Here is a 22,803-nt window from a genome sequence, read left to right as displayed (position 1 = left end):
AACTCAATTAGGTCGTTAAACCTATCAAACAGGTCGAACAATATATTGGATTGAATCATTAGGCAGCTATATGCTTTTTTCATTGCCTGACCGGCTGCGCCCTCCGAGGTCCGAAGTGAAAACTGCTGTTGCTCCCCTTGCCCATGAAGTTCCGCCCGCAGCGGTGGACGATGTTGTCGCCGAATTAAAGGAGATCTACATCGAAAAAGGCACGCCGATGTTCATGCGCACGGTGCTGGCGCTGTTCTGCGGCGGCTTCGCGACCTTCGCCCTGCTTTATTGCGTGCAGCCGATGATGCCGCTGCTGTCCCATGAGTACGCCATCAACGCCGCCCAGAGCAGCCTGATCCTGTCGGTCGCCACCGGCATGCTCGCCATTGGTCTGCTGATCACCGGCCCGATCTCCGATCGCATCGGGCGTAAACCGGTGATGGTCGCCGCGCTGTTCGCTGCCGCGCTCTGCACAATCGCCAGCTCCATGATGCCGAGCTGGCACGGCGTGCTGGTGATGCGGGCGCTGATAGGGTTGTCATTGAGTGGCCTGGCAGCGGTTGCCATGACGTACTTGAGTGAAGAGATTCACCCGCAGCACATCGGCCTGGCCATGGGTTTGTACATCGGCGGCAACGCGATTGGCGGGATGTGCGGACGCTTGATCACTGGCGTGCTGATCGACTTCGTCAGCTGGCACACAGCGATGCTGGTGATCGGCGGCCTGGCCCTGATCGCAGCGGCGGTGTTCTGGAAAATCCTTCCCGAGTCGCGCAACTTCCGCGCCCGCTCTTTGCACCCGCGCAGCCTGATTGACGGCTTCACCCTGCACTTTCGTGACGCCGGCCTGCCGCTGCTGTTCCTTGAAGCCTTCGTGCTGATGGGCGCGTTCGTCACCCTTTTCAACTACATCGGCTATCGCCTGCTGGCCGAGCCGTACCACATGGATCAGGCCTTCGTCGGGCTGCTCTCGGTGGTGTATCTGTCGGGTATCTACAGCTCAGCGAAAATCGGCTCGTTGGCCGACCAGCTCGGCCGTCGCAAAGTGCTGTGGGCGACCATCGTGCTGATGATCGCCGGCCTTGCACTGACCATGTTGACGCCGCTGCCGGTGGTGATCATCGGCATGCTGATCTTCACCTTCGGCTTCTTCGGCGCCCATTCGGTGGCGAGTAGCTGGATTGGCCGCAGAGCTATAAAGGCCAAAGGGCAAGCATCGTCGCTTTATCTGTTCAGCTATTACGCCGGTTCGAGCATTGCGGGTACGGCGGGCGGGGTGTTCTGGCACTTGGGCGGGTGGAACGGAATCGGGTTGTTCATTGGCGGGTTGCTGGTGATTGCGCTGTTGGTGGCGTTGAAACTGGCGAAGTTGCCGCCGCTGGGTGGAGTGAAAGCCTGAATTTGATCCAATACAAAACAACTGTGGGAGCGAGCCTGCTCGCGATGAGGCCATAACATTCAACATCTAAGTTGGCTGTTATGCCGCCATCGCGAGCAGGCTCACTCCCACAGAAAAGCAGGGTGTTTGTTAACCCGTCACGATCACTCGTGATACTGCGCCGACAGTTCATGCACCGCGCGCAGGAAGGCGCCGGCGTGTTCCGGGTCGACTTCCGGGGTGATGCCATGGCCGAGGTTGAACACGTGGCCGCTGCCCTTGCCGTAGCTGGCAAGGATGCGACCGACTTCGGTGCGAATGGCTTCTGGCTTGGCGTAGAGCACGGTCGGGTCCATGTTGCCTTGCAGGGCGACTTTGCTGCCGACGCGATCACGGGCACTGCCGATGTCGCAGGTCCAGTCCAGGCCTAGCGCGTCAGCGCCAGCATCAGCAATGCTTTCGAGCCACAGGCCGCCATTTTTGGTGAACAGGATGACCGGCACTTTACGGCCTTCATGTTCGCGGATCAGGCCGCTGACGATTTTGCGCATGTAGGCCAGGGAGAATTCCTGGTACGCCGCCGCCGAAAGGCTGCCGCCCCAACTGTCGAAGATCTGCACCGCTTGCGCCCCGGCCATGATCTGGCCGTTGAGGTAGCTGGTGACCGTCTGCGCGAGCTTGTCCAGCAGCAGGTGCAAGGCTTGCGGGTTGTCGTAGAGCATGGTTTTGGTCTTGCGGTAGTCTTTCGACGAGCCGCCTTCGACCATGTAGGTGGCCAGGGTCCATGGGCTGCCGGCGAAGCCGATCAGCGGCACGCGGCCGTTCAGTTCGCGGCGGATGGTGCTGACCGCGTCCATGACGTAGCCGAGGTCTTTGTGCGGATCAGGAATCGGCAGCGCTTCGATGTCAGCCATCGTGCTGATGACTTTCTTGAAGCGCGGACCTTCACCGGTTTCGAAGTACAGGCCCTGGCCCATGGCATCGGGGATGGTCAGGATGTCGGAGAACAGGATCGCCGCGTCCAGTTGTGGGTAGCGGTCGAGCGGCTGCATCGTGACTTCGCAAGCGAACTCCGGGTTCATGCACAGGCTCATGAAGTCGCCGGCCTTGGCACGGCTGGCGCGGTATTCCGGCAGGTAGCGACCGGCCTGACGCATCATCCAGACAGGCGTGACGTCTACGGGTTGCTTGAGCAGGGCGCGAAGGAAACGGTCGTTCTTCAGGGCAGTCATGTCGGCATCCGGAAAAAAAGTGCGGGCATTTTCTCAGAGCGCGACGCAAAAGGCACGGTTGCAGGTCAGCCTTTTGTCTATCGGGTCAATTTGTCGCGGTGGAACACAGTATTCGCAACACCACAAAACAACTGTGGGAGCGAGCCTGCTCGCGATAGCGGAGTGTCAGTCAGTACATCTGGTGACTGATTCACCGCTATCGCGAGCAGGCTCGCTCCCACAGGGTTACTGCATTTCAGTTCAGGATCGGGGTTAAACGCCCAGGTAATCCAGGATCCCTTCGGCGGCATTGCGGCCTTCGAAGATCGCCGTGACCACCAGGTCAGAACCGCGAACCATGTCGCCACCGGCGAAGATTTTCGGATTGCTGGTCTGGTGCTTGTACTGACCTTGCTCCGGGGCCACGACGCGGCCCTGGCTGTCGGTCTGGATGCTGTGCTGTTCGAACCACGACGCCGGGCTCGGACGGAAACCGAACGCGATGACCACGGCGTCGGCCGGGATGATCTCTTCGGAACCCGGGATCGGCTCGGGGCTGCGACGGCCACGGGCGTCCGGTTCGCCGAGACGGGTCTCGACCACCTTCACGCCTTCGACGCGGTCTTCACCGACGATCGCGATTGGCTGGCGGTTGTAGAGGAATTTCACGCCTTCTTCCTTGGCGTTTTTCACCTCTTTGCGCGAGCCCGGCATGTTCGCTTCGTCACGACGATAAGCGCAGGTCACCGACTTGGCGCCCTGGCGAATCGACGTACGGTTGCAGTCCATCGCCGTGTCGCCGCCACCCAGCACCACCACCTTCTTGCCTTTCATGTCGACGAAATCTTCCGGCGACTTTTCAAAGCCCAGGTTGCGATTGACGTTGGCGATCAGGAAGTCCAGCGCGTCATGCACGCCCGGCAAATCCTCACCGGCAAAGCCGCCCTTCATATAGGTGTAGGTGCCCATGCCCATGAACACGGCATCGTACTCTTCGAGCAGTTGCTCGACGGTCACGTCCTTGCCCACTTCGGTGTTCAGACGGAACTCGATGCCCATGCCGGTGAAGACTTCGCGGCGATTGCTCAGCACGGTCTTTTCCAGCTTGAACTCGGGGATGCCGAAGGTCAGCAGGCCGCCGATTTCCGGGTTCTTGTCGAACACCACCGGGGTCACGCCGCCGCGGACCAGCACGTCGGCACAGCCCAGGCCCGCAGGACCTGCGCCGATCACCGCAACACGCTTGCCGGTCGGTATGACCTTGGACATGTCCGGGCGCCAGCCCATGGCGAACGCGGTGTCGGTGATGTACTTCTCGACCGAACCGATGGTCACCGCGCCGAAACCGTCGTTGAGGGTGCAGGCACCCTCGCACAGACGATCCTGCGGGCACACCCGGCCGCACACTTCCGGCAGGGTGTTGGTCTGGTGCGACAGCTCGGCAGCCTGGAGGATGTTGCCCTCGGCCACCAGCTTCAGCCAGTTCGGAATGAAGTTGTGCACCGGGCACTTCCATTCGCAATACGGGTTACCGCAACCCAGGCAACGGTGGGCCTGATCGGCCGAGTGCTGGGGTTTGAAGGGTTCGTAGATCTCCACGAACTCTTTCTTGCGTTGACGCAACAGTTTCTTCTTCGGATCCTTGCGCCCGACATCGATGAACTGGAAGTCGTTATTCAGACGTTCAGCCATTGTTAAAACCTCATCAAACTCTTCAGGCGCATATCACTGCGGGTTGGCACGGGTGCTGGAAAGCAACGATTTCAGGTTGGCAGCCTTGGGCTTGACCAGCCAGAAACGACGCAGATAGTCATCGAGGTTTTCAGCGAGGTTACGACCCCACTCGCTGTCGGTTTCCTCGACGTATTCGTTCAGCACGCGTTGCAGGTGGCTGCGATAGGCTTCCATCGCCTCACCGCTGATCCGCTGAATTTCCACCAGTTCGTGGTTGACCCGGTCAACGAAGGAGTTGTCCTGGTCGAGCACATAGGCGAAACCACCGGTCATGCCTGAGCCGAAGTTGTAACCGGTCTTGCCCAATACGCAGACGAAACCACCGGTCATGTACTCGCAGCAGTGATCGCCCGTGCCTTCCACCACGGTGTGAGCACCGGAGTTACGCACGGCGAAACGCTCGCCCGCGGTACCGGCGGCGAACAGCTTGCCGCCAGTGGCGCCGTACAGGCAGGTGTTGCCGATGATGGCACTGTCCTGAGTCTTGTAGACGCTGCCCTTCGGCGGAACGATGACCAGTTTGCCGCCGGTCATGCCTTTGCCGACGTAGTCGTTGGCGTCGCCTTCCAGGTACATGTTCAGGCCACCAGCGTTCCACACGCCGAAGCTCTGACCGGCCGTCCCTTTGAAGCGGAAGGTGATCGGTGCGTTCGCCATGCCTTGGTTGCCATGCTTGCGAGCGATTTCACCGGAGATCCGCGCGCCGATCGAACGGTCGCAGTTGCAGATATCCAGGGCGAAATCGGCGCCGCTCATGTCGTTGATGGCCGAGGTGGCCATGTCGACCATTTTCTCGGCCAGCAGGCCTTTGTCGAACGGTGGGTTGCGGTCGACCTGGCAGAACTGAGGCTTGTCTGCCGGGATGTGATCGCTGCCCAGCAACGGGGTCAGGTCCAGGTGTTGCTGCTTGGCGGTCTGGCCTTCGAGGATGTCCAGCAGATCGGTACGACCGATCAGCTCTTCGAGGGAGCGCACGCCCAGTTTGGCCAGCCACTCACGGGTTTCTTCGGCGACGTAGGTGAAGAAATTCACCACCATGTCGACGGTACCGATGTAGTGATCCTTGCGCAGCTTCTCGTTCTGAGTCGCGACACCGGTGGCGCAGTTGTTCAGGTGGCAGATACGCAGGTATTTGCAGCCCAGCGCGATCATTGGCGCGGTGCCGAAGCCGAAGCTTTCAGCGCCGAGGATCGCTGCCTTGATCACGTCGAGGCCGGTTTTCAAACCGCCGTCGGTTTGTACCCGCACTTTGCCGCGCAGGTCGTTGCCGCGCAGGGTCTGGTGGGTTTCGGCCAGGCCGAGTTCCCACGGAGCGCCCGCGTATTTGATCGAGGTCAGCGGCGATGCACCGGTGCCGCCGTCGTAGCCGGAGATCGTGATCAAGTCCGCGTAGGCCTTGGCCACACCGGCGGCGATGGTGCCGACGCCTGCTTCTGCTACCAGTTTCACCGAGACCAGGGCCTTCGGGTTGACTTGTTTCAGGTCGAAAATCAGCTGCGACAAGTCTTCGATCGAATAAATGTCGTGGTGCGGTGGAGGCGAGATCAGGGTCACGCCCGGCACTGCGTAACGCAGTTTGGCGATCAGACCGTTGACCTTGCCGCCTGGCAGCTGACCACCTTCGCCGGGCTTGGCGCCCTGAGCGACTTTGATCTGCAGCACTTCAGCGTTGACCAGGTACTCCGGGGTCACACCGAAACGGCCAGTCGCGACCTGTTTGATTTTCGAGCTCTTGATGGTGCCGTAACGCGCCGGGTCTTCGCCGCCTTCGCCGGAGTTGGAACGCGCTCCGAGGCGGTTCATCGCTTCGGCGAGGGCTTCGTGAGCTTCCGGCGACAAGGCGCCGAGGGAGATGCCCGCGGAGTCAAAGCGCTTGAGCACCGATTCCAGCGGTTCGATCTCGCTGATGTCCAGCGGCGTGTCCAGGGTTTTGACCTTGAACATGTCACGGATCATCGACACCGGACGGTTGTCCACCAGCGCCGTGTATTCCTTGAACTTGCTGTAGTCGCCCTGCTGCACAGCGGCTTGCAGGGTGTTGACCACGTCAGGGTTGTACGCGTGATATTCGCCACCGTGGACGAACTTCAGCAAACCGCCCTGCTGGATTGGCTTGCGCGGGCTCCAGGCTTCGGCCGCCAGGGCTTTCTGCTCGGCTTCGATGTCGACGAAACGCGCACCTTTGATGCGGCTCGGAACGCCACGGAAGCTCAGCTCGCAGACTTCTTCGGACAGGCCGATGGCTTCGAACAATTGCGCGCCGCGGTACGACGTGATGGTCGAGATGCCCATCTTCGACAGGATCTTCAGCAGACCTTTGGTGATGCCTTTGCGGTAGTTCTTGAACACCTCATAGAGGTCGCCCAGCACTTCACCGGTACGGATCAGGTCGCCCAGCACTTCGTAGGCCAGGAACGGATAGACCGCCGAGGCACCAAAACCGATCAACACGGCGAAGTGATGCGGATCGCGAGCCGTCGCGGTTTCCACGAGGATGTTGGAGTCGCAACGCAGGCCTTTTTCGGTCAGGCGGTGGTGCACCGCGCCGGTGGCCAGGGAAGCGTGGATCGGCAATTTGCCCGGGGCAATGTGACGGTCACTCAGCACGACCTGGGTGCGACCGGAGCGCACGGCTTCTTCAGCCTGATCGGCAACGTTGCGGATCGCCGCTTCGAGGCCGACGCTTTCGTCGTAGTTGAGGTCGATGATCGCGCGCTCGAAGCCCGGACGATCGAGGTTCATCAGCGAGCGCCACTTGGCCGGAGAAATGACCGGCGAGCTGAGGATCACACGCGAGGCGTGTTCCGGCGACTCCTGGAAGATGTTGCGCTCGGCACCGAGGCAGATCTCCAGCGACATGACGATGGCTTCACGCAGCGGGTCGATCGGCGGGTTGGTGACCTGCGCGAACTGCTGGCGGAAATAGTCGTACGGCGTGCGCACGCGCTGGGACAGCACGGCCATCGGCGTATCGTCGCCCATCGAGCCGACGGCTTCGTAGCCTTGCTCGCCGAGCGGACGCAGCACCTGATCACGTTCTTCGAAAGTGACCTGGTACATCTTCATGTACTGCTTGAGCTGGTCGACGTCGTAGAAGGCCGAACCGTGGTCGTTGTCTTCCATGGTCGCCTGGATGCGCAGGGCATTCTTGCGCAGCCATTGCTTGTACGGATGACGCGACTTCAAGCGGTTGTCGATGGCGTCGGTGTCGAGGATCTGGCCGGTTTCGGTGTCCACGGCGAAGATCTGACCCGGGCCAACGCGGCCCTTGGCGATCACGTCTTCAGGCTGGTAGTTCCAGACACCGATTTCCGAGGCCAGGGTGATGAAGCCGTTTTTGGTGGTGACCCAACGCGCCGGACGCAGACCGTTACGGTCGAGCAGGCACACCGCGTAACGACCGTCGGTCATGACCACGCCGGCCGGGCCGTCCCACGGCTCCATGTGCATGGAGTTGTATTCGTAGAATGCACGCAGGTCCGGGTCCATGGTTTCGACGTTCTGCCACGCAGGCGGAATGATCATCCGCACACCACGGAACAGGTCGATGCCACCGGTGACCATCAGCTCAAGCATGTTGTCCATGCTGGAGGAGTCGGAACCGACACGGTTGACCAGCGGGCCGAGTTCTTCCAGGTCCATCAGGTCGTTGGTGAACTTGGTGCGACGGGCCACGGCCCAGTTGCGGTTACCGGTGATGGTGTTGATTTCGCCGTTGTGGGCGAGGAAGCGGAACGGCTGAGCCAGCGGCCATTTCGGCAAAGTGTTGGTCGAGAAGCGCTGGTGGAACACGCAAATCGAGGTCTGCAGGCGCTGGTCGCTGAGGTCTGGATAGAAGGCGGTCAAATCCGCCGGCATCATCAGGCCTTTATAAATGATGGTCTTGTGCGAAAAGCTGCAGACGTAGTGATCGGCGTCGGCGGCGTTGGCCACGGACGAGCGACGACGGGAGGTGAACAGCTTGACGGCCATGTCCTGATCGCTCAGGCCATCGCCGGCGATGAACACTTGTTCAATCTGCGGCAGGCGCTCAAGGGCCAGGCGACCGAGGACGCTGGTGTCGATCGGCACTTTGCGCCAGCCGACGAGGGTCAGGCCAGCAGCGAGGATCTCGCGGTTCATGTTCTCGCGAGCGGCTTCGGCTTTGACCGGGTCCTGGTTGAAGAAGACCATGCCCACTGCATATTGCTTGGGCAGTTCGACGCCGAAGGTTTCCTGGGCGATGGCTCGCAGGAACACATCCGGCTTTTGAATCAGCAGACCGCAACCGTCACCGGTCTTGCCGTCGGCGTTGATCCCACCGCGGTGGGTCATGCAGGTCAGGGCCTCGATGGCCGTTTGCAAAAGGGTATGACTGGGCTCGCCCTGCATATGGGCTATCAGGCCGAAACCGCAGTTATCCTTGAATTCATCTGGTTGGTACAGACCTGCTTTCATAGACACTTTCTCACCAGGCTGCCTCTTATCGAGGCAAATTTCTTTTCAATTCAACCACTTACCATCCGCGCCGAACGTACGCCAGCTTTGCGGGGGCAAAAGGGAGGTCATTGTACACACCGACACGGAGGCTCACAAATTTGACGACGAACTGTCGCAAATCTATGTCGCATTTGTGAAAGGTTTAAAGCGATATGCTGTGCTAGTCAAAACTTTTTTAATTTTGACCGCAACGACTCAAAGACTACTGTGACGCAGACACCACAAGGCACGCGGCCTGTAGAGGCGGCGCGCACTTGCAGAAATTTTGAGGTGCTTGGAGAGGCGGCCTGGGTAAGGCCGCCGAATCTTCAGCGAGTTGTTGCCAGTTCCTGTTGGACGCTGGCGACAGTGCGAGGCCAAGGTTTACCAGCCTGAACCTTCGCTGGCAAGGCCTTGATGGCGGTAACGGCTGCATCGCGGTTGGCGAAGCTACCGTAAGTGATGACGTAAAGCGGCTTGCCGTTGAGGACTTTCTTGAAATAACGGTACTCGCCGCCCTGCTCCTTGACGAAGGATTGCGCGGCCGCTTCGGAGCTGGTGCCGAGGATCTGCACCACGTAGTTACCCGGCGCTTGCGCTGAGTACCAGGTGCCGCCAGCGGCCTTGGCCACGGTGGCTGGTTTCTCGACAGGCTTGGCAGCAGCAGCGGCGGCTGGTTTGGCTGGCACTGGAGCCGGCTTCACGGCAGGCGCAACCGGGACTGGCTTGGCCGTCGCGACCTGAGTCGGCGCAGGCACAGGCTTGGCGGCAGGTGTCGGTGCCGGGCCAGGCTGGACGCCCGCAGGCGGCGCGGTGGTCGTCACGGTCGGCGGCGTAGCGCTCGAGCCTTCGACCGGCACACCGTCATCGCCTTCGGTGATGCCACCGGCGGCTTCGGCCAGCGGACCGCGCATGACCGGCTGCGAGTTGCCGACCAGCGGCAATGGCATCGGTTGCGAGTTACCGGCGAATTCGACGGCAGGCGCGCCGCCGCTGTTAGGTTGTGGCGTGCCCTGGCCGAGCGGCAGTTGCGCCTGTTCGTTGGCAGGTGCGCCAGTGGTCGGTGCTTTGCTGCGACCCGGCATCAACCAGGCGGCGGCTACCGCGACCACGACAACAGCGGAAATCGCCAATACGTGTTTCTTCGGCATGTTGAACCCCATACTTGGACGCTTCACCGCTGAGCGGCTGGCAATCATGGCTTCGATCATCGCATCGCGGGCAACCTGGTTGATGGTGCCAGGCCAACCGTCGGAGCTTTCGTGAATATCAGAGATCTGATCTGCGGTGAAAAGTTCGATACCCCGGCCGGCGCCTTCGAGTCGCTGGTCCAGATATTCGCGGGTTTCTTCTTCGGTGTAAGGCTGCAATTCGATGACGTGGAAACGCTCTTCCTCGAGGCTCAGCGCATCCAGTTGAGCAATCAACGACGACTCGCCGAACAGGAACACATGCGGGCGACCTTCCGGCGCACCGGCGGCCAGGGCCAGCAAGGCTTCCAGCGCGGACTCGTCGAGTTGCTCGGCGTCATCCACCAGCAGATAGACTTCCTGCCCCGTCAGTGCAAGTTGCACCACTTGAGCCAGAATCGCGCCGATCTCGGCCTGGGCGACGTTCAGCGCCTGAGCCACCTGACGCAGCACGCCGGCCGCATCACCGGCGCCACGGGCAGAAACCACCACGCTCTGCACCGACTGCTTGTTGGTGCTGGCCACCAGGGCCTGACGCAACAGCGTCTTGCCACTGCCTTGCGGGCCGGTGACGACCAGCAACAACTGACTGTAGCGTGCCAGGTGATGCAGTTGCCCCAGCACCGGTTTGCGCTGGGCCGGGAAGAATTTGAAGCCAGGCACCCGTGGAGAAAAAGGGTCATGACTCAACTGGTAATGGCCGAGGAAAGCCTCGTCGGCGTGCAAACTAGTCATCGGGATCTTATTAACCTTTAAGCTGAGCCAGAGCGCGGTAATCCGCTCCCAGCGTGGCCTGTAAAACCTCTTTCGGATAATCGTCGGTCACCACCGCTTCGCCCATGTGGCGCAGCAGCACCAGGCGCAAACGACCGTCGATCACTTTCTTGTCAATTGCCATGTGTTCGAGAAAATCGGCTTCTGTCATCTCTTCAGGCGGGATAACCGGCAGGCCGGCACGCTGGAACAGACGAATGCCGCGATCGCGCTCTTGCTCGCTGATCCAGCCCAGGCGCGCGGACATTTCCAAGGCCATTACGGTGCCAGCAGCGACCGCCTCACCATGTAGCCAGACACCATAGCCCATGTGGGTTTCGATGGCGTGGCCGAAGGTATGACCCAGGTTAAGCGTGGCGCGAACACCGGTCTCCCGTTCGTCGGCACCGACCACCGCAGCCTTGGCCGCGCAAGAGCGCTCGATGGCGTAAGTCAGAGCTACTTGATCCAGAGCACGCAGGCGATCAACGTTTTCTTCGAGCCAGGTCAGAAACGGCTCGTCGCAGATCAGCCCGTATTTGATGACTTCAGCAAGCCCGGCGGAGAGTTCGCGGGCCGGCAGGGTATTGAGGGTCGCGGTATCAATCAGCACCACGTTCGGCTGATAGAAAGCGCCAACCATGTTCTTGCCCAGCGGATGGTTGATCCCGGTCTTGCCGCCCACCGAAGAGTCGACTTGCGACAGCAGCGTGGTCGGAATCTGGATGAAATCGACACCACGCTGGTAGCAGGCGGCAGCAAAACCGGCCATGTCACCAATCACGCCGCCACCGAGGGCGATGATCGTGGTACGGCGGTCGTGCCGCGCGGTCAGCAGACCGTCGAAAATCAGTTGCAGGGTTTCCCAGGTCTTGAACGCTTCGCCGTCCGGCAGCACCACGGAAACCACCGAGAACTGTGCGAGGCTGCGGGTCAGACGCTCGAGATAGAGCGGCGCAACGGTCTCGTTGGAGATGATCGCCACTTGCCGTCCGCGGATGTGCGGGGCCAGCAGCTCAGGCTGATCCAACAAACCTTCGCCAATATGAATCGGGTAGCTGCGCTCGCCTAGATCGACCTTGAGTGTCTGCATGTGTCCCCACAGTGAAGATGGAATCAGGCGTCCTGCCTTGAGTTAACGAATGTCCACGGCGTCTGCTGGTATGACGCCGCTCGGTAGCCATCTGCCACAACCTTGAGCGGCCATGACAGGACGCCGAGGATAGCGCATTTCGCGCTGCGCTTTAACGGGGAGGTAGCTGCTGCAAGCGTTCGAGAATATCGAGCACCACCATTCGCGGCGGCCGCTCATCGGTTTCCACCACCAGATCGGCGATTTCCCGATAAAGCGGATCGCGGATCGCCAGCAGATCCCGAAGGGTCTTGGCCGGATCGGCGGTACGCAACAGGGGTCGATTGCGATCGCGGGACGTGCGGCCCACCTGCTGCTCGACAGACGCATGCAGATAAACCACCCGCCCGCCGGCGTGCAGCGCCCGGCGATTGGCCTCGCGCATCACCGCGCCGCCACCGGTCGCCAGCACCACGCCGTCGCACCCACACAGCTCGGCGATCATCGCCTGCTCGCGGTCACGAAAGCCCGGCTCGCCTTCCTTATCGAAAATCCACGGGATATTAGCGCCCGTGCGCAATTCAATTTCCTTATCGGAATCTTTGAACGGCAGGCGCAGCTCTTTGGCCAGCAACCGGCCGATGGTGCTTTTTCCAGCCCCCATCGGTCCAACAAGAATCAAATTTCGCACAGAATCAATGACTCACAGCAATCGCCTGGTTATTCATGATACGCGGAGTGAGGAATACCAGCAGCTCGGATTTTTTCTCCGAAACCACGTCACGCCGGAAAAGGCGGCCAAGATACGGCACATCACCGAGAAATGGCACCTTATCTACAACCTTGCTCTGAGTATTTGAGAAAACCCCGCCAATCACGATGGTCTCGCCGTCGTTGACCAGGACCTTGGCATTGACCTCGTTTTTCTTGATCGGCGGCACATCCTGCACCTTGTTCAGGTAGTCCGGTTCGTCCTTGGTGACCTTGACCTCCATGATGATCCGGTTGTCCGGAGTGATCTGCGGCGTCACTTCCAGAGACAGCGAGGCCTCCTTGAACGACACCGAGGTAGCGCCGCTGGAGCTGGCTTCCTGATAGGGAATCTCTGTGCCCTTGAGGATTTTCGCGGTTTCCTTGTCCGAGGTGACCACCTTGGGCTGCGAGACGATTTCGCCGTTGCCGGTTTTTTCCATGGCCGTCAGCTCAAGATCCAGCAGCACATTGTCGGTGATGAAAGCGATGCCGAGCCCCGAGGTGTTGCCGGCGGCGCCCAGGTCGACAAACGGCGAGTTGGTGCTGGTGCTACCAGGCGTACCGATGGTCGATGAAGCATTCGCCCCATTATTGCTGACGCCTGAGGTGTTCCAGTTGCCCTTGTTCTGGATCGATCCACCCCAGCGCACGCCGAGGCTTTTGTCATAGTCGACGTTGGCTTCGACGATGCGCGCCTCGATCATCACCTGACGCACCGGAATATCCAGTTGCGCGACGATGCGGCGCAGTTCATCGAGGCGATCCTGGGTCTGGTAGGCAATGATGTTGTTGGTCCGCTCATCCACCGTGATCGAGCCCCGCTCGTCGGCTTTTGCCTCGGCACTGGTCACCGACTGGAACAGCTTGGCGATATCGGCAGCTTTGGCGTAGTTGACCTGCAACAGCTCGCGACGCAGGGGGGCCAGGTCGGCGATTTGCTTCTGTGACTCCAGCTCCTGACGCTCGCGGGCAGAGATTTCATCGGCCGGCGCCACCAACAAAACATTACCGATCTTGCGCTTATCCAGGCCCTTGGTTTTCAACACCAGATCCAGCGCCTGATCCCACGGCACGTTCTGCAAACGCAGCGTGATGCCGCCCTGCACCGTGTCGCTGGCCACCAGATTGAGGTTGGTGAAATCGGCGATCAGTTGCAGCACCGAACGCACATCAATGTCCTGGAAATTCAGCGAGAGCTTTTCACCGGTGTAGGCGAAGCGTTCGGTGTTGCGTTTCTGCAGGTCATCGACGGTCATCGGCCGGATGCTGACAGTCAGCTTGTTGTCGGTCTGGTAAGTCGAATAATCGAAGGCGCCGCTGGGTTCAATGCTGATCGTGGCCCGATCACCCGTGGCGCTGGCGTTGACGAACTGCACCGGGGTGGCGAAATCCTTGACGTCCAGACGCACACGCAACGGTTCAGGCAATTGGGTCTTGGGGAAACCGAGGATGATCTTGCCGTCGCGCTCCTGAATGTCCGGGGCGATGGAAGGATCCGACAGATCGATGACCACATTGCCTTCGCCCTGGGTGCCACGCTGGAAATCCACACCCCGGATGGCCTTGCCTACCGGCGCATAGGCTTTCGCCGGGGCTGGCGTTGCAGTCGCTGTGCGCGGGGTTTTTGGCGCCGGGCTGGAGGCCGTTTTGTTGGCGCCTTGCCCGACCACCACGAACAGCGTGTTGCCTTCGACCCGTGCGTTGTACGGCGTCAACTGGGTCAGATTGATGATCAGCCGCGTACGATCCTTGGCTTGCACCACCGTGGCGCTACGGGCATTTCCGCCACCCAGCTCACGACTTTTGCTTTTTAGCTGACTGACAACGCCAGGCAGATCCAGCGCAATCCGTGCAGGCGATTCCGTGGTGTAACCGTGAGGCGACGGTGGCGGCTCATCGAACGACAACTTCAACTCGACGCGGTCCCCCGGCAGCGCCGCTACATCCAGCGCTTTGAGGTTGGCCGCTAGCACCATCGGCGACAGCAACGCTATCCATAGCGAAATACCGAAGGTTGAGAAAATCCTGTTCATTTTTCGAGTTCCACTATGAGTGCTCTTTCAAAGGGATGGTCCGCGGCCGCTCCAGCCAGGCGCCTTCGCCGTCGGGAACGATTTCGACCACATCGACCTGCGAGCCACTGATGGCGACGATCCGCCCATCGTTACGCCCCAGGTAATCGCCGACTTTCAACCGATGTACCCCGCCCGCCCCGCGCAGCAGCGCAAAGGAGCCGGTCGCATTGGCGATCGTTCCGACCATTTCAAACTGCTCGATGTTGAAACCTTCGAGGTACTGTTTGACCCGGTTCGGGTCAGGTTTGACGTTGCGCGAGCCGTGTTTCTGGCCGGCCAGATCGACTCTGATCTGCCGGGAAAACGGGCTTCGCAGGTTGGCGGCGCTGTAGGTGAATGTTGGGTAAGACCGAAATGTCGGCGTTGGTTCAATCTTGCCGGGCGCACGCAAACGCATTTCGTTCATGTACGCGTCCAGGTCGCTGAAGTCATTGTCGCTGCCGCAACCAGCCAGGCTGGCGACCAACACAACCATCGAAAAACAACGAGTCGGGCTCATTTTTGCAGCCCCTTGTCGTTGTAGCGGTAAGTCTTGGCGAGGATGCTCATGCGCAACTTCGGACCACCTTCCGGGTTGGCCGGCGCAAGGTCGAAGTCATGCAGGGTGACAATCCGTGGCAGCCCGGCGACTCCGCTGACGAAGGTGGCCAGGTCATGATAGGCACCGGTGACGGTGATCTGGATCGGCAGTTCGATGTAGAACTGCTGCGTGTTCTCCGGCAGCAGTTTGATCTCTTCGAACTCCAGGCCACTGCCCAGGCCGGTGCGCGTGATGTCCTCCAGCAGGCCGGGCACTTCGGTGTCACTGGGCAATTGCCGCAGCAGCACGCCAAAGGAGTTCTCCATTTCCTTCATCTGCTGCGTATACAGCTCCAGGTTCGCCGCCATATGGGCTTTGTCGGCGAATTGCTCCTTGAGGGTCGACTCTTCCTCGCGCTTGAGTTCGAGCTGGCTCTGAAGGTCGCTGATGGAAAAACTGTAGCCCAGTGAAAACACCAGAATCATGAGCAGGATACCCGCCAGTGCCTTGATGGCTGGCGGCCAGGAACCCATGTTATTGGTGTCCAGGTCATTGATGTCGATCTTGCGCAGGCCTTCGAACCAGTCAGACAGCCTCATTTGCCGCCCTCCGTAGCGGCGGGCTGAGCCTGACGAACGGTCAGCTGAAAGACGTTGGCCTGATCCAGCTGACCGGCGGTCGTCGCTTTGACTTCCGTGAGGCTGGGCGCATCAAACCAATCGGACGCATCCAGATTGCGCATCAGGTCTGACACACGATTGTTGGACTCCGCCGCACCAGTGATGGACAAGGACTTGCCGGCCATTTTCACCTCAGTGAAATACACACCGTCAGGCAGCGTCCGCGCCAGTTGATCGAAAATACGCCCGCTGATCGGCCGGTTGCCTTGCAGGTCCTGGATGATGCGCATGCGCTCGACCAATTGCTGGCGACGGGCCTTCAAATCGCTGATCTGTTTAATCCGCTCGTCGACAACGGCAATCTGTTTGCCGATGTAATCGTTACGAGCCACTTGCCGATCGATAGCGCCACTGATGGCCTGGTTCGCGATCAACACCGCGCCCACGGCCCCCACCATCACACCGACCAGTGTCAGCAAAAAGCGTTTGCGGCGCACTTCACGCAGCTCTTCACGCCAGGGTAAAAGATTGATCCGCGCCATCAGTCGAAACTCCTGAGGGCCAGCCCGCAGGCGATCATCAGTGCCGGCGCATCGCTGGCCAGGGCACCGGCGTTGACCTTGCTGCTCAGGGTCATGTCGGAGAAGGGATTGGCCACTTGCGTCGGCGTTCCCAATCGTTGCTCGATCAACCGGTCCAGCCCTGGGACCGATGCGGTACCGCCGGCCAACAGAATGTGATCAACCGAGTTGTACTGACCGGAGGCGAAGAAAAACTGCAACGAGCGCGACACCTGCTGCACCAGCGCGTCGCGAAACGGCTGCAGCACCTCACTGACGTAATCGTCCGGCAAACCACCCTGCTTCTTCGCCAGCCCCGCCTGCTCAATGGTCAGGCCATAACGTCGCTGGATTTCCTCCGTCAATTGACGACCACCGAACAATTGCTCGCGGGTGTAGATGATCCGCCCCTGATGCAGCACGCTCAGAGTGGTCATGGTGGCGCCGATATCGACTACCGCTACCGTCAGACGCTCTTGAGAGGCAGCCAGCTGGCTCGCCAGCAATCCGTAGGAACGCTCCAGCGCATAAGCCTCGACGTCGACCACGCGGGCTGTCAGACCGGCCAGGGCCAGGGCCGCTTCCCGGACTTCGACGTTTTCCTTGCGACAGGCCGCCAGCAGCACATTGACTCGCTCGGGATTGCGCGCAGAAACGCCCTGGACCTCAAAGTCGATGGCCACTTCGTCCAATGGATAAGGGATGTATTGATCGGCCTCGATCTTCAGCTGGTTTTCCATTTCATCGTCGGAAAGACCGGCGTCCATCTCGATGGTCTTGGTAATCACCGCCGACCCGGCCACGGCCACGGCGACGTTCTTGAGGTTGGTCCTGGCCTTGAGCAGCACGCGCGCGAGTGCCTGCCCTACGCCTTCGAGCTCGGCGATATTTTTCTCGACCACAGCGTTAGTGGGTAAAGGTTCCACCGCATAGGCCTCGACCCGATAACGGTCGCCTTGGCGGCTTAGCTCCAGAAGCTTGACCGACGTGGAGCTGATGTCGATCCCCAGAAGCGTATTGGCCTTTTTATTAAAGAGTCCTAGCACTACCAATTCCCTATGACTATCCGTGTCTTACGGACTCTGTAATATCAGTTGCGTTCAAACCACCCGTCTTGACAGCAGCGCAAATGACGCTCTCGGCGGAAAAATGCTTATAATGCCCAGCGTTTTTTTCCGGTTTTTACTTCAAGCGCGGGTCGTTCCCTGTTTATCTGAACCCTGATGCCTAATTCATTCTTTGCCCTGGATGTCCAAAAGCCTTGATTCGTCTGCTGAAATTTTTCGGATGGTCCATCGTCGCCGTTTTCTGCGGACTGCTCCTCGGTCTTAGCGGCGCCTTTCTCTACCTTAGTCCGGGTTTACCATCCGTGGAGGCTCTGAGAAGCATCCAGTTGCAGATTCCTTTGCGGGTCTACAGCAGCGATAACAAGCTGATCGCAGAATTTGGCGAAATGCGCCGCACACCGATCCGGTTCGCCGACATTCCCCCCAATTTCATTAATGCGTTACTAAGTGCTGAAGATGACAACTTCGCCAATCACTACGGTGTCGACCCCAGCAGCCTGATGCGCGCGGCCACCCAGCTGGTAAAAAGCGGACACATTCAGTCCGGCGGCAGCACCATCACCATGCAGGTGGCGAAGAACTTCTTCCTGACCAGCGAACGCAGCTTCTCACGCAAAACCACCGAAATTCTCCTGGCCCTGCAGATTGAACGGCAGCTGACCAAGGACGAGATTCTTGAGTTGTACGTCAACAAGATCTATCTGGGCAACCGCGCCTACGGCATCGAGGCCGCCGCGCAGGTTTACTACGGCAAGTCGATTCGTGATGTCAGCCTGGCGCAGATGGCGATGATCGCCGGCCTGCCGAAAGCCCCTTCGCGCTTCAACCCGCTGGCCAATCCGGCCCGCAGCAAGGAACGTCGCGACTGGATCCTTGGGCGCATGTACAAGCTCGGCAAAATCACCGAAGCCGACTACACCACCGCGATCAACGAGCCGCTGAACGCCAGTTATCACGTGCCGACCCCGGAAGTGAACGCACCGTACATCGCTGAAATGGCCCGCGCCGAAATGGTCGGCCGTTATGGCAGCGACGCCTATACCGAGGGTTTCCGCGTCACCACCACGGTACCGAGCAACCTGCAGGAAATGGCCAACACCGCAGTCCACGAAGGGTTGATGACCTACGACCAGCGTCATGGTTATCGCGGACCGGAGTCGCGCCTGCCGGGCAAGACTCGCGAGGCCTGGACAATCGAGCTGACCAAGCAGCGCACCATCAGCAGCCTTGAACCTGCCATCGTCACCCAGGTCGACAAGACCGGCCTGCAAGTGATGACCCGTACCGGTGACGAACACGTCGGCTGGGACAGCATGAAATGGGCGCGTCCGTTCCTGAACACCAACAGCATGGGCGCCAATCCGAAGCAGCCTTCGGACGTTGCGCAGGTCGGCGACCTGATTCGTGTGCAGCGCCAGCCGGACAACTCGCTGAGATTCAGCCAGATCCCGCAGGCTCAGGGCGCGCTGGTTTCCCTCGATCCGCAGAACGGTGCCATTCGCTCCCTGGTCGGTGGCTTCGCCTTTGAGCAGAGCAATTACAACCGCGCCCTGCAGGCCAAGCGTCAGCCGGGCTCGAGCTTCAAACCGTTCGTCTACAGCGCCGCACTGGATAACGGCTACACCGCCGCCAGCCTGGTGAACGACGCACCGATCGTGTTCGTCGACGAATACCTGGACAAGGTCTGGCGGCCGAAGAACGACACCAACACCTTCCTCGGTCCGATCCGTCTGCGCGAAGGGCTGTACAAGTCGCGCAACCTGGTGTCGATCCGTCTGGTGCAGGCGCTGGGCGTTGATCGCACCATCGACTACATCAGCAAGTTCGGCTTCAACAAGCAGGACCTGCCGCGCAACCTGTCGCTGGCCCTGGGCACCGCGACGCTGACGCCAATGGAAATCGCCACCGGCTGGAGTACTTTCGCCAACGGCGGCTACAAGATCACCCCCTACATCATCGAGAAAATCGAAAGCCGCAATGGCGACACGCTGTTCGTCGCCAACCCGTCGAGCGTCCCGAAAGGCAACGTCGCCACTGACGGCATCGCCGCTCCTGTCGCGGCCAGCGCCTTCACCGTCAACGCAACCCCGGGCGAAGCCCTGACTGCCCAGCCAGCGCCACAAACGCCGGCCGTGGCCGAGCGCATCATCGATGGTCGCACCACTTTCATCCTCAACAGCATGCTCGAGGACGTCATCAAACTCGGCACCGGTCGCCGCGCCCTGGCCTTGGGCCGCAGCGACATTGCGGGCAAGACCGGTACCACCAACGAGTCCAAGGACGCCTGGTTCTCCGGGTACAACGCCGATTATGTGACCACTGTCTGGACCGGTTTCGACCAGCCTGAAAGCCTGGGTCGCAAGGAGTTCGGCGGTACCGTCGCCCTGCCGATCTGGATGAACTACATGGGCGCCGCACTCAAAGGCCTGCCGCCCCATACGCAGCCAGAGCCGGAAGGCATTCTCAGCCTGCGAGTCGACCCGATCAGCGGCCGTGCAGCCACCCCAGGCACGCCAGGCGCCTACTTCGAGCTGTTCAAGGCCGAAGACACGCCACCGTCAGCGAACGAACTGGGCAACGGCACTGCGCCGGGCAGCCCACTGCCTGCGGATGAAGCGGCACCGATCGATTTGTTCTGATCGCCTGACGCTGCAAAAAGCCCCGCCTTCGAAAGAAGAGCGGGGCTGATCGTTCCCACGCTCTGCGTGGGAATGCCTCTACGGACGCTCCGCGTTCGGCTGTGGGAAGGGACGCGGAGCGTCCCGGGCTGCATTCCCACGCAGGGCGTGGGAACGATCTCTGCAGGCAAAAAAAAAGCTCCGACTCGCAAGAGCCGGGGCTTTGTGTTGAAGCGCTACAACGACTTAGCCGTTGAACACGTCATCCACGCTTTTGAGCGGGTAGTTCTTCGGATACGGCAGGGTCGCTACGCCGGTCTCGATCGCAGCCTTGGCCACGGCATCGGAGATCACGGTGATCAGACGAGCATCCATTGGTTTCGGAATGATGTACTCACGACCGAATTCCAGTTTGATGCCGCCGTAGGCGTCGCACACTTCCTGAGGAACCGGCAGCTTGGCCAATTCACGCAGGGCGTTGGCCGCAGCCACTTTCATTTCTTCGTTGATGCGCTTGGCGCGAACGTCCAGGGCACCGCGGAAGATGAACGGGAAGCCCAGCACGTTGTTGACCTGGTTCGGGTAGTCCGAACGGCCGGTCGCCATGATCACGTCGTCACGGGTGGCGTGAGCCAGTTCCGGGGCGATTTCCGGATCAGGGTTCGAGCACGCGAACACGATCGGGTTGGCCGCCATGGATTTCAGGCCTTCAGCGCTCAGCAGGTTCGGGCCGGACAGGCCAACGAACACGTCCGCGCCTTTCAGGGCGTCGGCCAGCGTGCGTTTTTCAGTCGAGTGAGCGAAAACAGCCTTGTACTGGTTCAGGTCGTCACGGCCGGAGTGGATCACGCCGGTACGGTCAACCATGAAGATGTTTTCGATGTTGGCACCCATGCTCACCAGCAATTTCATGCAGGAGATGGCAGCAGCACCGGCGCCCAGGCAGACGATCTTGGCGTCAGCGAGGGTTTTGCCAGCGATTTCCAGGGCGTTGATCATGCCGGCCGCAGTCACGATCGCGGTGCCGTGCTGGTCATCGTGGAATACCGGAATGTCGCACTGCTCGATCAGAGCACGTTCGATCTCAAAGCACTCAGGTGCCTTGATGTCTTCCAGGTTGATGCCACCGAAGGTGATGGAGATGCGCTTGACGGTGTCGATGAAGGCTTGCGGGCTTTCGGAGTCGACTTCGATGTCGAAAACGTCGATGCCGGCGAAGCGCTTGAACAGCACGCCTTTACCTTCCATTACTGGCTTGGAAGCCAATGGGCCAAGGTTACCCAGGCCGAGAATTGCGGTGCCATCGGAAATGACTGCAACCAGGTTGCCTTTGCCGGTGTATTTGTAGGCCAGTTCAGGATCGCGGGCGATTTCGCGTACTGGTTCGGCTACGCCGGGGCTGTAGGCCAGCGACAGGTCGCGGGCGGTAGCGGTGGCCTTGGTGAGCTCGACACTCAGCTTCCCTGGACGGGGATGGGCGTGATATTCGAGAGCGGCAGTTTTCAGATCAGACATAGGGGCATTCCGCTTTTTACTGTTGGACAGACGGACCGCCGAGGATACTCGTGTCGCAAAGTCCCTACAAGACTGACCGGTCACCCCTGTCAAGCACCCGGCCCTACGACTTTGGACCAAGAGCCGCGTAACACAAGGGATTGACTGTTCACAATCAGAATAAAAAATGTCTACAATTTTTTATCACTGCGCCATCTGAAGCATCGCCGGGTCGGTCAAGGGCAAAAGCCAGCGTGCCTGTCCTTCTTTCAGGCCGCCGCGCCGCGAACGGTCCAGCACCCAGCCACGGGCTTCGATCTGCCTGCCCTTCAGCCGCTCGAGATTCGCCACATCGAACTGCCCCAGCAAATTGGGTGCAACGCGCAGTACAACCGAATCCTGCAATTCGATCCAAACCCCGCCGCGATTGCGCTGAACCTTGCTCACACGACCGCTGAGCACAGCGAAACCGGACGTGTTGATCTGCTCCGCTTTCAGTACAGGGGATTGACGCCACAACCCGAGTCCGGCCTGACGGGCGCGGTGTTCCGCCGCTTGCTGGCAGTCGACCAGATCGACATTTGGCGCGACCGCTACCTGGAAACCAAGTCCTTCAGCGAGCATCTGCGCTTCAAGGTTCGCGCCATCGGCGCTGTAGACATGGGCCAAGGTGCGGCCGTAATGGTCTTTGCTTTCTTTACCGGGCAATAAACCGACCCGTCCGTCGCTTGCAGCCACCAGTGCTTCCAGGCGTTGGCGTGCCGCCACCGCGAACGGCTCGTCGGAGCGACCTTTCTTGCCCAGCTCCGGCGTATTCAAACCGATCATGCGCACGCTACGGCCATCGCTCAGGCGCAGCGTGTCACCATCCACTACCCGTTGCACCACAACGGGTGTCAGCCCGCTCGGCGCCGGGCAGAAGGCCTGGGCACCGGAAAGCCAAATCGCAGACACAAAAAAGGCGCCCACGAGGGACGCCTTTTTCATCAGCAAGGTAAAGCCCATGGGGCTTTGCAACCTTACTCTGCAGCAGCAGGAGCTTTCTTGCCGAAAGCACCGAAACGGTCTGCGAAGCGCTGTACACGGCCGCCAGTATCCAGAGTCTTCTGCTTACCGGTGTAGAACGGGTGGCACTCGTTGCATACGTCAGTACCCAGTGGCTTGCACAGGTTCGAACGAGTTTCGAACTTGTTGCCGCAGCTGCAAGTTACTTCGATGGTTTCGTACGCTGGATGGATATCGGCTTTCATGGTGTATTCCTCAGGCTAGTGTGCCGCCACTCAACACTATTGTTGAATACCGCACATAA

General features: G+C 60.1%; 16 protein-coding genes. 2 read left to right on the top strand and 14 right to left on the bottom strand.

Annotation, left to right across the window (positions count from 1 at the left end; genetic code table 11):
• Positions 1–163 precede the first annotated feature (163 nt).
• On the top strand, positions 164–1,390 hold the full coding sequence (locus IB252_RS19060) for an MFS transporter (RefSeq protein WP_412548177.1): 1,227 nt from the start codon (positions 164–166) through the stop codon (positions 1,388–1,390).
• 143 nt (positions 1,391–1,533) lie between these two features.
• Here the strand turns inward: IB252_RS19060 and hemE are convergent, their stop codons facing one another.
• The 11 genes from hemE to IB252_RS19005 all read right to left on the bottom strand — a co-directional run bounded on the left by hemE (position 1,534) and on the right by IB252_RS19005 (position 17,361).
• Positions 1,534–2,601, bottom strand: coding sequence for a uroporphyrinogen decarboxylase (hemE, locus tag IB252_RS19055; protein ID WP_008149581.1), 1,068 nt, complete (start codon positions 2,599–2,601; stop codon positions 1,534–1,536).
• A gap of 252 nt (positions 2,602–2,853) precedes the next feature.
• Positions 2,854–4,272: an FAD-dependent oxidoreductase gene (locus IB252_RS19050; protein WP_008149580.1), complete on the bottom strand. Its 1,419-nt coding sequence runs from the start codon at positions 4,270–4,272 to the stop codon at positions 2,854–2,856.
• A gap of 33 nt (positions 4,273–4,305) precedes the next feature.
• On the bottom strand, positions 4,306–8,751 hold the full coding sequence (gene gltB / locus IB252_RS19045; protein ID WP_192409906.1) for a glutamate synthase large subunit: 4,446 nt from the start codon (positions 8,749–8,751) through the stop codon (positions 4,306–4,308).
• 350 nt (positions 8,752–9,101) lie between these two features.
• The gene (locus IB252_RS19040) at positions 9,102–10,697 is read right to left on the bottom strand and encodes an AAA family ATPase (protein ID WP_111449364.1); all 1,596 of its coding nucleotides are present in this window, start codon (positions 10,695–10,697) and stop codon (positions 9,102–9,104) included.
• A 10-nt stretch (positions 10,698–10,707) separates the two neighbouring features.
• Positions 10,708–11,808 carry a 3-dehydroquinate synthase gene (gene aroB / locus IB252_RS19035; RefSeq protein WP_192409905.1) on the bottom strand — a complete coding sequence of 367 codons (1,101 nt, stop codon included), beginning with the start codon at positions 11,806–11,808 and terminating at the stop codon, positions 10,708–10,710.
• A gap of 151 nt (positions 11,809–11,959) precedes the next feature.
• Positions 11,960–12,478 carry a shikimate kinase AroK gene (aroK, locus tag IB252_RS19030; RefSeq protein ID WP_010464421.1) on the bottom strand — a complete coding sequence of 173 codons (519 nt, stop codon included), beginning with the start codon at positions 12,476–12,478 and terminating at the stop codon, positions 11,960–11,962.
• 4 nt (positions 12,479–12,482) lie between these two features.
• On the bottom strand, positions 12,483–14,573 hold the full coding sequence (gene pilQ, locus IB252_RS19025; protein WP_192409904.1) for a type IV pilus secretin PilQ: 2,091 nt from the start codon (positions 14,571–14,573) through the stop codon (positions 12,483–12,485).
• 13 nt (positions 14,574–14,586) lie between these two features.
• Positions 14,587–15,114 (bottom strand): pilus assembly protein PilP, encoded by a 528-nt coding sequence (locus IB252_RS19020; protein WP_192409903.1) that lies wholly within the window; start codon positions 15,112–15,114, stop codon positions 14,587–14,589.
• Positions 15,111–15,734 (bottom strand): type 4a pilus biogenesis protein PilO, encoded by a 624-nt coding sequence (gene pilO / locus IB252_RS19015; RefSeq protein WP_192409902.1) that lies wholly within the window; start codon positions 15,732–15,734, stop codon positions 15,111–15,113. The genes IB252_RS19020 and pilO overlap by 4 nt, the downstream gene beginning before the upstream one ends.
• Positions 15,731–16,297, bottom strand: coding sequence for a PilN domain-containing protein (locus IB252_RS19010; RefSeq protein ID WP_192409901.1), 567 nt, complete (start codon positions 16,295–16,297; stop codon positions 15,731–15,733). The genes pilO and IB252_RS19010 overlap by 4 nt, the downstream gene beginning before the upstream one ends.
• The gene (locus IB252_RS19005; RefSeq protein ID WP_111449370.1) at positions 16,297–17,361 is read right to left on the bottom strand and encodes a pilus assembly protein PilM; all 1,065 of its coding nucleotides are present in this window, start codon (positions 17,359–17,361) and stop codon (positions 16,297–16,299) included. The genes IB252_RS19010 and IB252_RS19005 overlap by 1 nt, the downstream gene beginning before the upstream one ends.
• A 215-nt stretch (positions 17,362–17,576) precedes the next feature.
• Here IB252_RS19005 and IB252_RS19000 point away from each other — a divergent pair, with 215 nt between their 5' ends.
• Entirely contained in the window at positions 17,577–20,021 is a 2,445-nt protein-coding gene (locus tag IB252_RS19000; protein ID WP_192409900.1) for a penicillin-binding protein 1A, read from the top strand.
• Between the two features lie 225 nt (positions 20,022–20,246).
• Here IB252_RS19000 and IB252_RS18995 read toward each other — a convergent pair whose 3' ends face one another.
• The 3 genes from IB252_RS18995 to rpmE form a co-directional block, all read right to left on the bottom strand.
• Positions 20,247–21,515, bottom strand: a complete 1,269-nt coding sequence (locus IB252_RS18995) for a malic enzyme-like NAD(P)-binding protein (RefSeq protein WP_008149557.1) — start codon at positions 21,513–21,515, stop codon at positions 20,247–20,249.
• A 183-nt stretch (positions 21,516–21,698) separates the two neighbouring features.
• Entirely contained in the window at positions 21,699–22,499 is an 801-nt protein-coding gene (locus IB252_RS18990) for a thermonuclease family protein (RefSeq protein WP_192409899.1), read from the bottom strand.
• Between the two features lie 14 nt (positions 22,500–22,513).
• Positions 22,514–22,744 (bottom strand): 50S ribosomal protein L31, encoded by a 231-nt coding sequence (gene rpmE, locus IB252_RS18985; RefSeq protein WP_008080648.1) that lies wholly within the window; start codon positions 22,742–22,744, stop codon positions 22,514–22,516.
• Positions 22,745–22,803 lie beyond the last annotated feature (59 nt).

This window comes from Pseudomonas sp. PDM10 (genome assembly GCF_014852295.1).
Classification (GTDB): domain Bacteria; phylum Pseudomonadota; class Gammaproteobacteria; order Pseudomonadales; family Pseudomonadaceae; genus Aquipseudomonas.
Note: the sequence above shows the minus strand (reverse complement) of the source record. Positions and strands in the feature narration are given on the sequence as shown.

What these genes read in the sequence shown, in the direction of transcription:
- pilQ (WP_192409904.1), bottom strand. Translation starts at nt 14,573, where the DNA reads ATGAACAGGATTTTCTCAACCTTCGGTATTTCGCTATGGATAGCGTTG.
- gltB (WP_192409906.1), bottom strand. Translation starts at nt 8,751, where the DNA reads ATGAAAGCAGGTCTGTACCAACCAGATGAATTCAAGGATAACTGCGGT.
- hemE (WP_008149581.1), bottom strand. Translation starts at nt 2,601, where the DNA reads ATGACTGCCCTGAAGAACGACCGTTTCCTTCGCGCCCTGCTCAAGCAA.
- IB252_RS19010 (WP_192409901.1), bottom strand. Translation starts at nt 16,297, where the DNA reads ATGGCGCGGATCAATCTTTTACCCTGGCGTGAAGAGCTGCGTGAAGTG.
- pilO (WP_192409902.1), bottom strand. Translation starts at nt 15,734, where the DNA reads ATGAGGCTGTCTGACTGGTTCGAAGGCCTGCGCAAGATCGACATCAAT.
- IB252_RS19020 (WP_192409903.1), bottom strand. Translation starts at nt 15,114, where the DNA reads ATGAGCCCGACTCGTTGTTTTTCGATGGTTGTGTTGGTCGCCAGCCTG.
- IB252_RS19050 (WP_008149580.1), bottom strand. Translation starts at nt 4,272, where the DNA reads ATGGCTGAACGTCTGAATAACGACTTCCAGTTCATCGATGTCGGGCGC.
- IB252_RS18995 (WP_008149557.1), bottom strand. Translation starts at nt 21,515, where the DNA reads ATGTCTGATCTGAAAACTGCCGCTCTCGAATATCACGCCCATCCCCGT.
- IB252_RS18990 (WP_192409899.1), bottom strand. Translation starts at nt 22,499, where the DNA reads ATGGGCTTTACCTTGCTGATGAAAAAGGCGTCCCTCGTGGGCGCCTTT.
- aroB (WP_192409905.1), bottom strand. Translation starts at nt 11,808, where the DNA reads ATGCAGACACTCAAGGTCGATCTAGGCGAGCGCAGCTACCCGATTCAT.
- rpmE (WP_008080648.1), bottom strand. Translation starts at nt 22,744, where the DNA reads ATGAAAGCCGATATCCATCCAGCGTACGAAACCATCGAAGTAACTTGC.
- IB252_RS19040 (WP_111449364.1), bottom strand. Translation starts at nt 10,697, where the DNA reads ATGACTAGTTTGCACGCCGACGAGGCTTTCCTCGGCCATTACCAGTTG.